Genomic DNA, 12,915 nt, shown 5'->3' with positions numbered 1-12,915 from the left:
TCCTCGTTTCTTAATTATTTGTTGGTCAGTGCTTTAATTCTGCTGCTTAAGCTGTACAGGCGAATGAAGCCCTCAGCATGTTTTTGGTCGTAAACATCGTCTGCACCAAAGGTGGCGAAGTCTTCTGAATATAAGCTATTTGGTGAACGACGTTGGATCACCGTAGAACGACCTTTGTAAAGTTTTACTACAATATCGCCAGTGATTTGTTTTGCAAAGCTTTGGCTAGCAGCTAACAACGAATCGGCAAGTGGTGTGAACCAGCGGCCATCATAAAGTACATGAGAAAACTCTAATGCGACTTGCTCTCTGAATTTCAATGAGGCTTTGTCTAGAATGAGGCTTTCAAGCGCTTTATAAGCCTGCATTAATACGGTGCCTCCCGGTGTTTCATAACAACCTCGTGATTTCATTCCCACTAAGCGGTTTTCGACAATATCAATTCTTCCTACACCATGCGCAGCCGCAATCGCGTTCAGTTTTACAAGGGCTTGATACGGACTGAGGCTGTCACCATTAACTTGCTTTAACACACCTTCTTCAAAACTTAGCGTGACGGTTTCTGCGGTGTTGGGGGCATCTTCTGGGTCAACCGTCATAGTCCACACTTGTTTCGTGGGTTCGCACCACGGATCTTCTAGCTCGCCGCCTTCGTGGGAAATGTGCCAAGCGTTGGCATCACGGCTATAAATTTTGGTGGCAGAAGCGGTGGTTGGTACGTTTTTCTCGGCAAGATAAGCAAGTAAATCTTCTCTGGAACTCATGTCCCATTCACGCCACGGTGCAATTACTTGTAGTTCAGGAGCGAGCGCGGCAAATGCGCCTTCAAAGCGCACTTGGTCATTGCCCTTTCCGGTGCAACCATGAGAGAGCGCGTCAGCCCCCACTTTCTTGGCAACTTCCACATGAGCTTTGGCGATAACCGGTCTTGCCATTGATGTGCCAAGTAGGTATTCCCCTTCATAAACCGCCCCGGTTTGAATGGTTGGGAAAATGTATTCAGAAACAAACTCTTCTTTTAAGTCGGCAATGTAGCACTCGCTAGCACCGGACTTAATCGCCTTTTCATGCAAGCCTTCAAGTTCTTCATCACCTTGCCCAACGTCGGCAGCAAAGGCTACGACTTCGCAGTCGTAGTTGTCTTTTAACCAAGGAATGATGGCAGAAGTGTCGAGACCACCAGAATACGCTAATACTACTTTGTTAACTGATTTAGGCTTATTAATTGCCATGAGTGACTCCAAAATATTTTTGATAAATCGTGTTTGTTAATCCGCGCTTGCTAATTGACGTGTTGAGCTGAATTAACCTAATAAAGTGGCCAAAATGGCGTTCTGCGCATGCATTCTGTTTTCCGCTTGTTGCAACAATAAAGAGTGCTTGGAATCCATCACGTTACTCGTGATTTCCAAATCTCTGTGCGCTGGTTGGCAGTGCATGACGTGGCTTGCGCCTGTTAATTCAAGTAATTGCTGATTAATTTGGTACGGCATAAAGGTTTGCTTGATGGTGCTGAGCGGCGTGTCGTCACCCATTGAAAGCCACGTATCTGTGTACAGCACGTTCGACCCTTTTGCGTCGTTTAGGTGATTAGAGTAGCTGAGCTTTGCACCTGTGCCTTTGGCGATAAGTTGTGCTTGCTCAAAAATGCTTTGATCTACTTCGAAACTTTCTGGCGTAATCACGACAACTTCGGCACCTAAGTGCGCGCCCACAATTAGTAATGAATGGGTGACATTGTTGCCGTCGCCAATATAAGCAAGCTTGGTTTGTGATACATCGCCGAAGGTTTCCGTCATGGTGAGGAAATCCGCCAATCCCTGACAAGGGTGATATAAGTCGCACAATGCATTGATAACCGGTATGTCACATGCAGCAGTAAAACCTTCAAGCGTACTGTGTTTAAACACTCTGCCAACAATAGCGTCAGCCCAGCAACCAAGGTTAGCTGCTGTGTCGGCTACGGCTTCGCGCCCTTCTAAATGATTAGCTTTTGAGTCGAGATAAACGAAGTGTCCGCCTAACTTGTTAATACCAATATCGAAACTGACACGGGTCCGTAATGAGGGTTTTTCAAATACGCCCACGATGGACTTTCCGGCTAGTACGGACTGGTATTTTTCCGGCGTGTTTTTTATTTCTAAGGCTAATTCGATTAACGCCGTCACTTGGCTGGTTTCCCACGAGGCGAAGCTGAGTAAATCTTGTTTCATGTTGGTCTCTCTATTGCTGAGTGCTATCGCCACTCAAGTTAGACGTAGAATTTGGCAGGATCATCGTGCCGCAAGGTTCGCTTCGAGCCAGCAATAACAACTGTTCTGGCGTTTTCCATGATGCGATGCAAACGGGTAATCCAATGCTATTGGCGGTATCCAGAGCGGCTTTAACTTTCACGGCCATACCGCCTTCAATAACGGAGGAGGCAACAAGGCTGTCGATTTCGGCTGCGTTGAGTGTGCCAATGGGGCGCTTTTGGGCATCAAGTACACAGGGGACATCGGATAATAAAACAAGCTGTCCTTGCACCAGTGATGCGATACATGCAGCCGCTTCATCGGCGTTGATATTGAGTAAGTTTCCTTGTGTATCCGCGCCAATTGAGCTGATGATTGGTAATTTTTTGGTATTCAGGAGTGGCGTTAAAACATCAACTGATAGAGGCGTTGCGGTGCCGACTGCGCCCAGCTTTTCGTTGATTTGTTGGCACTGGCACAGTCCACCATCTAACAAAGAAAGGCCAACGGTAGAAAGCCCTGATTTGATTGCCCATGCAGATAAGGTTTTATTCACTGTACCTGCCAATGCGCCAACAATATAAGGCAGTTGAGATTCAGGCGTCACCCTTAAGCCATCTAATTTTTCTGATGTTAGTCCTAACGCCGTTAACAGCGATTCCACACGGTTTCCACCGCCGTGTACAAGGATGACAGGTTGTGTTTCTAAGATCTTTTGAATAACGCTAAAGAGCTTTGCAGCGGCTTTTGCGTCGTCGAGCAATGCACCACCAACTTTAACAACAAGAGGATTTTTCATGCTTACGCCTCCAGCCAATAAGATTCTGGTAGTAATCCCGTAGCTTGTGGCAATCCAAAGCAGATATTAGCACATTGTATTGCCTGCGAAGCGGCGCCTTTTAGAAGGTTGTCGATAGCGCTGGACACCACAAGATATTGTGTATTTTCATCGTACTTCCAATGCATATGGCAGGTTGGACTGTTAACGACATCGTCTAACTTAGGCCAGCTTTGGCTGAGTTCAACAAGCGGTTGTTTGCAGTATGCTGCAAAGTAAGCATCATTAATGGCATCCGTATTGGCATGGGAAGCAAGTTTGACAGTAATGGTTGCCAATATACCGCGTTTGAATTGCCCCAGTTGTGGCGTAAAGACCACAGGATGACCAAGGTGCTCGGCAATTTCAGGTTGGTGTCTGTGACCTAACACGCCATATGCTTGCAAGCTGACTTCACAAAAGCTGTTTGTCATTGAGGCTTTGCGTCCAGCGCCACTCACGCCGGATGTGGCATTAATTACTGGGTGATGATCTGGATGTAAAAAACCAGCATTGGCGAGTGGTTTTAGCGCTAACAATGATGCTGTTGGATAACATCCGGGAACCGCAATGAAGTTCGACTTAGCTATTTCGGTGCTATTCCACTCCGCTAAGCCATAAACTGCTTCTGCAAGTTGAGTTTCAAATTCATGAGTGAAGTCATAGTAATCAGGATAAAGCTGGGTATCGCTTAAACGATAGGCACCAGATAAGTCGAAAACCTTAACGTTTTGCTCAAGTAGCTGAGGAGCCCAAGAGTGGCTTACAGAGTGAGGCAGGGCAAGGAATACTGCATCTATAGATTCGCCTACCTTGACTAATTGAGCTTCTGAAAGCGGTGTTAAGGCTAAATGAGCTTGGTTGAAAACCTTGGCGGGTAAACTAGGGTCTATCTGATGCAATGACTTTTCAGCATCGGCGCTGTTTTCCGAAACATAGAGCGCTGTTAATTCAAAATGAGGGTGCGCAACGAGGATTTTGGCAAGCTCTGAACCGGTATAACCGCTTGCGCCGATAATTGCGGCTTTGAGTTTTGTAGACATAATGGTTCCCAATATTGAAGCGAAAAAGTAAACAGGTGGGCATGTTGTTGTATCAGTGGCCCATAAAAATAGCACCAAAAAGGCGTTTTATCGTCGTCGTAGTGACGTTCTTAGCTGCTTATTCGCGCTATTTGGGTTTTCCTGTTTATGCATTTGCAACATGGTAATAGGTCCAGTGACTACAGTATGGGTTATCAATTTTGAGAAAGAGTAACATTTAAATATAATTATGCAATATTTATGAATAAATATATTTTCTATTCTTTCTTTGAAAGCTAATTAAAGTGTCAGTCAAAAGGTTGTTATTGAAGCTTCTATCTTTTATTTGATATTTAAATAAATATGCGGATTATGAATTAAAAGTGAATTCTTGCTTCGGTTTTGCCTCATTAACGTCAAATCGGGTAGGATACGACTCCACATTCCATCACTTTTGGAGCGAGTAATGCGCTTGTCTTTCTACCTCATATTCTTTTTCAGTTTAGTCTCTTTTCGCGCGTTTACTGCACCTAATCTCTTACCAGAACCTGTCACCAATAATGCGGTGGCGAAAGTGACGTTAGATGACCAAGCTTATGCATTGTCATTTATGGGTTTGGGGGCGGATAAAACCCACAAAGCGGTACATAACAAAGTGTGGGCGTTGAATTTGGCTACAAACAGGTGGCAACAAAAAAGCTCTGTGCCTTCCACATTGCCGTTAAAAGGGCGATTAGCCAGTATTGCCGTTGGCATTGGGAGTAAAGCCTATGTTTTTGGAGGTTATACCGTCGCAGAGGATCACAGTGAAATATCAAGCCCAGATAATTTTGTATATGACTTAAAAACCGATTCCTATCAATTTATTGCGCCTACACCAGTACCAACAGATGATGCAGTGGCCTTGGTTTACCAGAATCGTTATATCTATTTAATTAGTGGCTGGCACAATGATGGCAACGTTAACTTGGTGCAAATGTATAACGTTGAAACAAACCAGTGGCGTCAAGCATCTCCCTTCCTTGGTGAGCCCGTTTTTGGTCATGCAGGTGGTATATGGGGTAATAATTTATTAGTTTGCGATGGTGTGAAAGTGAAAGCGCAACATTTAGTGCGTCGCACATTTTCTAGCGTTGCGGCTTGTTACTCAGGCCAAATTGATCCGCAAGCTCCTTTTAAAATTGATTGGCGAAAAGTGGAACACCCAACAGGTGAAGGGCGTTATCGTATGGCGGCCTCGGGAGCAAAACTAACTCAGGGCGTTGGCGTTGTATTTGCTGGTGGGTCGCTTAACCCATATAACTATAACGGCATTGGATATAACGGCGTGCCCTCTGAAGCTAGTCGTGATATCTGGTTTTATAATTTTGAGCGCCAAGTGTGGCAATTTGCGAAGGCTCCTAAAGCAACAATGGATCATCGAGGCTTAGTGCCAACATTCAATATGAGTGAATATCTGATTTTGGGAGGCATGGGGAAAAACCAAGAGGTATTAAATAGCGTGACCCACCTAGCGTTGAATAACTTAGATTGGCAAAGCTCGGTGAAGTAACGCCGAGCTTGGCTAGCCTCAAGGGACAGTTAGCAGACTAGGTTTGCTCAGTTTCTCCAGATGGTGTTAAGTGTTGCTGTTCTCTTTCTAAGTCTTTCTGTTCTTTTTCCGATTTAAGCAGAAAATCCAACACAGTTGCGTTGAAAATCTCCGTTTGGTCTAGGTTAACCATGTGTCCGGCATTATCAATGACTTCGAGTTGTGAATTAGTGCCTAATACTTGATGAATATGTTCGCCTCGAGTAAAGGGTAAAATCTTATCTTGCCTGCCCCAAATAATAAGAACGGGAAAGGATTGATCGCCAAGGTGATGTATTTCATCACTCAATTGATCGCAAAAGCGGCGGTTCTCAATATCCAATAATACTTGGTTTGAACCCATAATTTTTTGTGACCAAGTGGCCTCTGTTATTAGCTTGTCATTGATAATTTCTTCCCCACGGTTTAAGTGGCAAGACATCAGTTTTTTGCGTAGTGCATTGTTGTTCATTTTCAGCAAAGCTGAACCCAAAATAGGAGTGCGCATTAGCCGTGTAAACAGATGGGGTGAGTTGGGTAAGCCAAGTGCATCAACTAGGATCAGTTGGGAGACTTTTTCGGGATGATGGGTCGAGAATTCTATTGCTGCGCCTGCGCCCATTGAGTGACCCATAATGGCGACCTGCTCTAACCCAAGGTAATTAATAAATGCGTGAATTTGCTGAGCGAATAACGGATAGCCGTAATCAAGTGGTTCGCGTGTACTATAACCAAACCCCCATAAGTCTAACGCAATAATATTGTAGTCTTTCGATAATTCATCAGCGTTAGGGGTCCACATTAAGGAGTCATAGCATAATCCATGAAGTAGAAGGAGATAAGGCCGCTCCTGTTTTGCACAATCCCTCTTCAGGTAATGGGTTTGCTTTCCCTCCAGTTCGATGATGGTGCCTTTAGCGTATTGCTTGCTCCAGTCTTCTAATGGCTGACTATTCCACGGAATGAATTGTGACATCGGTTATCTCTTATTTAGCCCGGCAATGGTGATAACTATTTGGGTGTCAAAAGCAAAGAATGTGGCTGATCCCTATAGGTTAAATATGATTAACCTTGCCTTCTTACCTAATACCATAATATTCAATCCATAAGATCGCGACTGTTAATTGTAAAAAAATTGGACATGGGTAAAAATAGCTTCCGAAGATTACAGCTAATGATGTTTAATTGAGCAGTTAACTATAGTGTGAACTCAAAAACGCGGGGTTTTCTGGGTAAATAAGTTAAGTGTTTTAACGTACATTTGTATGACTGCTTCGCTGCCATTGGCTGCAATGAAGTTATTGAATTTAGGAGATGAGTTAAGTTCGATAAGATAAAGAGTGTTGTCATCACTTTCGATAATATCGAAGCCGACAAAGCCTATTTCCAATTTCTGATAAATAGGGCGAACAAATTCTGTGAGACGCTGCATGAGGGTTGCGTTTTCAATATGGACCGCCTTTTCCCCCTTATGCCAATACTGGGCATTGAAACCTATTATATTGCCTCGCTGATAGAGCAAAACAGGTTCCCCGAATGCACATACTAGTCGGTATTCCCTTTGGGTTGGGACGAATGTTTGAGCAAGGGCAACATAATCATAATGTTGGGACTGTTTGTTAAAGATATGGGTAAGTGCTTGTTCGACTTCGGATGCGTGTTGGCATAAATACACGCCCATCCCAAGCGCCCCTGCATTGGGTTTAATAACAACAGGGAAGTCTAATGTACTCTCTATATTACGGGTGATGGCATCTATACTATCGAACTGACTATAGTTGCGGTATTCCTCTGGGACGCTAGGATCAAGGAAAGCCAGTGTCTGTGGCATCGTTACACAATCATGGAATAGGTCATAGCTGTGCTTTTTGTCCCGCAAAAGTCCCCAAACCACCTCTTTGTTAAAAGGCGTACGGCCAATTTGGAAGTATTCGTACCCCCACGGCATGGCAACTTGTACGACGTTTTGTTCTTTATCGATAAAACGATAGTCGAGTTTAAGTTGTTCGCACGCTTGGGTTAGGGCTGAGATTTGTTTTTCCATGAATATTTATTGGTAGATTGGTTGGTGGAGGGGGTAAAGGCTGCCGAGAAGATACAGGTTTATGTGGAGGTGGCAGCCCTAAGCAACGTTAATCTGCGATAAATTTGATGCTTTTCGCACCTTCCCACATGGTGGAACGGCCAATTTCTGCAAGCTTATCTAAGTCTGAAGTGATTGTCGCGAAATGGTTGCCAGCGAGTGCCCCAGCTTTGGATGCAAAATGCACACAACCATAAGCGATAATAATTTCTGTTTCACTTTGCCCTTTTGGATACAACAGAATTTGCCCGGGGACTGGGTAGCACGTTGCATCTTCGTAACCCACACCAAAATCTCTATCGCCTAGCGGGATCCACATGCCCTCTCCACTCCAGCGAACGTGAACCACTTGGCTTTCAAATGGCATGGCTTTTTTAAAGGCTTCGCAACTTTCTGGGGAAAGTTTATCTTCAAACACCGCATCAAACTTGTGACCGTCTATTTCGATGATCATCTTTTTCTCCTTATATATCGCTGCCAAGCCAACAAACAGAATGGATACATAAACTTAAGCCAATGGCAGCACCAAAGTTAATTAGGGTAGATTTGTATCATAATTGATAGGTTTTTAGTAATGGATTGTTTGCGGGGAAACAGAAAAAGGAGGCGTTGTTTGCTTGAGATAGTAGCGTTAAAGCAACCTTGTCATCCATAGAGTGCTTGGTTCGATTCTATGGATGACTGTTTTAGCGGGATAAGCGCAATTTAGCTAGCGATGAGTTTCTTGATGATTTCTTCGGGAACATCGAAGCGTTGCGATAAAATGAATTCGACATCCGTCATATTGGATAGCCCAGAAGCTGCGACTATTTCATCGACGACACTTTTGGCACTATCTGTACCCAATATAGGCATTAATGTTGGTTCCATGATGCACTCCACAATATCTCTATTACCCTTGTTATCGTGGATTTCTTCAGAAACTTTATAGCTCATTTTTTTGCCTAATCAGTGTGATGCCGAAACTGATTTGCTCGGTAATAAATTAAACAGGTGTTAAAGGTTTAGTTCACCATTTAAGTATTTACAAACAAATACGGCTTTACCTGTGCTTTCGAAGGTTGCTTTCACTTCTCTGTTGATAAGAGCGGTGACTTTTTCGAAGTCTCCACTAATTTGTGTGCTCATCGCATTAGTGACAACCGTTACGTCGGATTCGGCATTTAAGCGGGCTACGGTTTTCTCAATGATAGGAAGGTACTCAGTTGCTAATGGATAAAGACTCATTTCTACCGTTATTTTCATACTTCTCTCTGTCAAATTGGGTGGATAAACAAACACTGCTTCTACTTTTGATAGATATTTAAACAAAAAATTATGCTTGCTCACTACTATAAATTAGAAAGGTATATTTTAAAAATATGAAAAGTCAAATCAATTTTGATTTGCCTGGTGTGATAGGTACGACAGAGCAAGAAAATTATTGTTAGTAGAAAGTGGAAATTAATATTTGCATCTAGTGTTCTTCCATAACTTATCCATTACAAATAAAAAATTTCTTAATTAGTGAAAATATGTAACCGTTTTGCCGGTTATATAGTGTGGGTGGAATGTGATAAACCCCTATTTAGCAAGCTATTGTGGTTGTTTTTCAAACACCTTTAAGATGTGTTTAAATTGACCCAAAGTTCATTTGTGAAAGATGTATAGATAAGTGAATTTTATTGTTTTTCTATTTTCGGGTGCAGGGCTGGATAACCTCTTGGTTTGAAAATAAATCCTTATAAAACATTGTATTAATTATGTTTTTGGCATTTATTAAAAATAATTCCAAGCTTTTGGTTGCTTAATTATCCAATTTGTATCTTAATAGAAAGGCAGGTAATAAATATTACCTCATTTCCAATATTACAAATAAATGTCCAAACAAAAACGAGGACTTAAATAATGATGAATTTCAAACAAGTAGGATTGGGTGTATCTGCTCTAACTTTAGTTGCAACCAGCGTAATGGCTGCGGCTCCTCAGCAAGTAGCTGGTGGTTTTGATCAAAGCCTTAAGTTAGCGTCGGCATCTTTGAAGGATAAAGACAGCACAGGTCGTTACATCATCACTTTTAAAGATGATGCGACTTTATCTACAACTAGCCGCAACGGCGCAGGCGTTGCGATGGTTAAAGACGGCGTATTAGACGCGAAGATGGCAGAAGCAGCAATTGCTGCAGTTGGTGGTAAATACATCAAGTCTATCTCAAAACTTCGCATGACAGTTGCTAACTTAACTAAGAAGCAATACAACGATCTTCTTAACAACAGCAATGTTGAAGCTGTGTCTGACGATCCTCGTCGTTACTTGATGATGCAAAGCACACCGTTTGGTATCCCAATGGTGCAAGCTGACCAGCTTACTCAATCTAACACTACAGCACGTAAAGTGTGTGTTATCGATACAGGTTACACAATCAATCACGAAGACCTTTCTGGTGCACCTCACGTAACAGGTAACGAGAATGGTAACGTTGGTGTTTGGAACAACGACGGTAACGGTCACGGTACTCACGTAGCGGGTACAGTTTCTGCGTTAGATAACGGTACTGGTGTTGTTGGTGTTTACCCAGGTGTTGACCTTCACATCGTTAAGATCTTTAACGACCAAGGTAACTTCACTTCATCTTCTGACTTAATCGAAGCTATGTTGCAGTGTGAAGACGCTGGCGCAAACGTAGTTAGCATGTCTTTAGGTGGTTCAGGTTCTTCTAGTGCTGAAGCAAATGCCGTACAAGGCCTAGTTGACCGTGGCGTAATGTTAGTTGCTGCTGCTGGTAACGCAGGTAACAGCTCTTTCTCTTACCCAGCATCTTACGATGCAGTAATGTCAGTTGCAGCGGTTGATTCTTCAAGAAACGTTGCTTCTTTCTCGCAATTCAACAACCAAGTTGAAATCGCGGGTCCAGGTGTTGCTGTAGAGTCTACTTGGAACAACGGTGGTTACAACACTATCAGCGGTACTTCAATGGCGACTCCTCACGTTTCTGGTGCAGCGGCATTGGTATGGTCTTTCCACCAATCTTGTTCTAACGAACAAATCCGTAAAGCGTTAAGAGATACTGCTCAAGATCGCGGTGCTTCTGGTCGTGATAACTTCTACGGTCACGGTATCGTACAAGTTGCAGATGCTAACGCTTACTTGAACCAATTTGGTTGTGCGGGTGACCCTAATGCAGGTAACGGTGGTGGTACTGGCGGTGATGTTGACCCAGTATCTGGTCAGTTAACTAACTTATCTGGTACTCGTAACAACTGGGATCGCTACACGTTCGACGTACCAGCAGGTGCGGCTAACATGTCTATTTCAATCTCTGGTGGTTCAGGTGATGCTGACCTTTACATGAGATTAGGTTCGCAACCTACTTTAAGTTCTTGGGATTGCCGTCCATACGTTGCAGGTAACAATGAAACTTGTTCATTCACAAACCCAGGTGGTTTGTGGCACATCGGTATTCACGCATTTAGCACATACAGCGGCGTAACATTAGACTTCAGCTACGACTAAGTCATGATTGTTACTCAGTGTTAAATCCCTGTGTAAAAATAAAGCCCAGCATTTGCTGGGCTTTTCTGTATCTAGGACTTTTTTCGCCTAACATAAATGGTTTTATTGACGCGGGCGATTAAGTTTCTATTTTCATCAATGATATCGACTTCATACTGGGGAAGGTATTTATTGCCGTCGGCAGTATTGGATTTGATGTCTTCTATTTGTGAATCAGTAATCGTGAAAATAGCATGAACAGGTTTTTTGGTTGCTTTGATGAAATCAATATCCGCAGCTTTATCCCAAATGACATAGTCTCGACCTAATAGTTGAGATAACAATAAAACTATATGCGGATCGACCATTGAATAAAGGCTTCCACCGAAATGGGTGCCAAAAAAGTTGCGGTTGTACCATCTCACTTTCATGCTGACTTTCATTTCTCGCCAATCATCAGAGATATAATTAATTTTAATGCCTGCCCCTATATAAGGAGGGTAAAAGTTCATAAAAGTAGCGAAATATTTAGGTGATAATTGCATGGGTTTGTATCTGGTCAGATGAGTAGGCGTAACTTTATCAAGTATACAAACTGAACAATAGTAGTCGTGAGACAAATTAAGTGTAAAAATAAAACGCCTGTTTTAAGGCAACCCAATGTATTTACTATTAGTATAGACTAATTGGTAGCTGGTACTTTTTGCTGTTGTTTGATGTAATACAGGAAATTTTCAATAAAACGGTTTTAAATGCGAATAGGTTGGCGAAATCTTTTAGGATACCTTACAAGAAAAACTTCTGAATATGTTTCAGTCGGTTTGGAGGTGGATATAAATGAAATATCCCTAGCTGTTTTAAAACTTGTTGATAACGAATTAACTTGGGTTTTGTATGAAACCTTTCCAATTAATAATTGGCCAAAACTGTTAAAAAAGTACGTTGCTGATCATGAATTAGCTAATACCAAATGCACGGTAGTGTTCGCTTCGCGAAAATATCAAGTTATGCAGGTAGACCGGCCTCCTGTTGATGATTCTGAGTTAGCTCAGGCCCTTAAGTGGTCTGTGCAAGAGCTATTATCAGCACAAGAAGAAATGCAAGTAGACTATTTTGATTTGCCCGCTCAAACGTTAGGAGCAAATAAGGTCAATGTTGCTGCTATCAAAAAAGAAGAAATTAATGAAGTTTGCGGGCAATTAATTAAAATTGGGCTGTTTGTTAAAGCGGTGACAATTGAAGAGCTCGCTATTTGTGATTTGCTGCCAAAAAGTAATGATGCCGTTATTGCACTAATGCAAAAATCGGGAGCAGAAATATCGCTCAATATAATCAAAGAAGGAAAATTATATTTTAATCGCTCGTTTCGCGGCTATGAAAGTTTATCGTCATTTTCTGAACCTGAATTAAAGATGGGCGTGATTGATAACTTAAGTATTGAAATTCAGCGTTCCATGGACTTCTTTGAAAGCCAGTTAAGGCAAGGTGGTGTAAAGCGTATATTAGTGCATTTAGATACGCCTTATACCGATACCGTGGTTGAATTAATTAAAACTTCCATGTTGATGGAGGTGGGGCAAATCCAGCTTGATGTGCCAATGGCACTAGACGTAAATATCGAGTCTGCTTCATGCGCGGTATTAGGGGCGGCATTGATGGATAGTGTGGATGTTTCCGATAAAAAGGTGGCTGGCGAGAAAATCGAAGAGGGGGCTTAA

Annotated in this window: 13 protein-coding genes; 3 read left to right on the top strand and 10 right to left on the bottom strand. The window is 42.5% G+C overall.

What is annotated here, in order from left to right:
• Positions 1-14 precede the first annotated feature (14 nt).
• The 4 genes from HJG39_RS07695 to argC all read right to left on the bottom strand — a co-directional run bounded on the left by HJG39_RS07695 (position 15) and on the right by argC (position 4,094).
• A complete protein-coding gene (locus tag HJG39_RS07695) occupies positions 15-1,232 on the bottom strand; it encodes an argininosuccinate synthase (RefSeq protein ID WP_268408318.1) in 1,218 nt (405 codons plus the stop codon).
• A 72-nt stretch (positions 1,233-1,304) separates the two neighbouring features.
• The gene (locus HJG39_RS07690; RefSeq protein WP_268408317.1) at positions 1,305-2,213 is read right to left on the bottom strand and encodes an ornithine carbamoyltransferase; all 909 of its coding nucleotides are present in this window, start codon (positions 2,211-2,213) and stop codon (positions 1,305-1,307) included.
• Between the two features lie 10 nt (positions 2,214-2,223).
• The gene (gene argB / locus HJG39_RS07685) at positions 2,224-3,033 is read right to left on the bottom strand and encodes an acetylglutamate kinase (RefSeq protein ID WP_268408316.1); all 810 of its coding nucleotides are present in this window, start codon (positions 3,031-3,033) and stop codon (positions 2,224-2,226) included.
• A 2-nt stretch (positions 3,034-3,035) separates the two neighbouring features.
• A complete protein-coding gene (gene argC, locus HJG39_RS07680) occupies positions 3,036-4,094 on the bottom strand; it encodes an N-acetyl-gamma-glutamyl-phosphate reductase (protein WP_268408315.1) in 1,059 nt (352 codons plus the stop codon).
• 445 nt (positions 4,095-4,539) lie between these two features.
• Here argC and HJG39_RS07675 point away from each other — a divergent pair, with 445 nt between their 5' ends.
• Complete coding sequence (locus HJG39_RS07675) at positions 4,540-5,625, top strand: Kelch repeat-containing protein (protein ID WP_268408314.1); 1,086 nt, start codon at positions 4,540-4,542, stop codon at positions 5,623-5,625.
• A 37-nt stretch (positions 5,626-5,662) separates the two neighbouring features.
• Here the strand turns inward: HJG39_RS07675 and HJG39_RS07670 are convergent, their stop codons facing one another.
• The 5 genes from HJG39_RS07670 to HJG39_RS07650 all read right to left on the bottom strand — a co-directional run bounded on the left by HJG39_RS07670 (position 5,663) and on the right by HJG39_RS07650 (position 8,971).
• Positions 5,663-6,619 (bottom strand): alpha/beta fold hydrolase, encoded by a 957-nt coding sequence (locus tag HJG39_RS07670; RefSeq protein ID WP_268408313.1) that lies wholly within the window; start codon positions 6,617-6,619, stop codon positions 5,663-5,665.
• A 234-nt stretch (positions 6,620-6,853) separates the two neighbouring features.
• Positions 6,854-7,687 carry an ATP-grasp domain-containing protein gene (locus tag HJG39_RS07665; RefSeq protein WP_268408312.1) on the bottom strand — a complete coding sequence of 278 codons (834 nt, stop codon included), beginning with the start codon at positions 7,685-7,687 and terminating at the stop codon, positions 6,854-6,856.
• Positions 7,688-7,775: 88 nt separating this feature from the next.
• Positions 7,776-8,180, bottom strand: a complete 405-nt coding sequence (locus HJG39_RS07660; protein WP_268408311.1) for a DUF3830 family protein — start codon at positions 8,178-8,180, stop codon at positions 7,776-7,778.
• 251 nt (positions 8,181-8,431) lie between these two features.
• Positions 8,432-8,662, bottom strand: coding sequence for a hypothetical protein (locus HJG39_RS07655; RefSeq protein ID WP_268408310.1), 231 nt, complete (start codon positions 8,660-8,662; stop codon positions 8,432-8,434).
• A 60-nt stretch (positions 8,663-8,722) separates the two neighbouring features.
• Positions 8,723-8,971, bottom strand: a complete 249-nt coding sequence (locus HJG39_RS07650) for a YkoF family thiamine/hydroxymethylpyrimidine-binding protein (RefSeq protein ID WP_268408309.1) — start codon at positions 8,969-8,971, stop codon at positions 8,723-8,725.
• Between the two features lie 642 nt (positions 8,972-9,613).
• On the opposite strand from HJG39_RS07650, the gene HJG39_RS07645 reads away from it, so the two are divergent.
• Complete coding sequence (locus tag HJG39_RS07645; RefSeq protein ID WP_268408308.1) at positions 9,614-11,218, top strand: S8 family serine peptidase; 1,605 nt, start codon at positions 9,614-9,616, stop codon at positions 11,216-11,218.
• 71 nt (positions 11,219-11,289) lie between these two features.
• Here the strand turns inward: HJG39_RS07645 and HJG39_RS07640 are convergent, their stop codons facing one another.
• On the bottom strand, positions 11,290-11,742 hold the full coding sequence (locus tag HJG39_RS07640; RefSeq protein WP_268408307.1) for a DUF4442 domain-containing protein: 453 nt from the start codon (positions 11,740-11,742) through the stop codon (positions 11,290-11,292).
• A 462-nt stretch (positions 11,743-12,204) separates the two neighbouring features.
• Here HJG39_RS07640 and HJG39_RS07635 point away from each other — a divergent pair, with 462 nt between their 5' ends.
• Positions 12,205-12,915 (top strand): MSHA biogenesis protein MshI, encoded by a 711-nt coding sequence (locus HJG39_RS07635; RefSeq protein ID WP_268408306.1) that lies wholly within the window; start codon positions 12,205-12,207, stop codon positions 12,913-12,915.

It is taken from the genome of Alteromonas sp. a30 (assembly GCF_026788005.1).
Classification (GTDB): domain Bacteria; phylum Pseudomonadota; class Gammaproteobacteria; order Enterobacterales; family Alteromonadaceae; genus Paraneptunicella.
The sequence above is the reverse complement of the archived record's forward strand: the minus strand, read 5'-3'. Positions and strand labels throughout refer to the sequence as shown.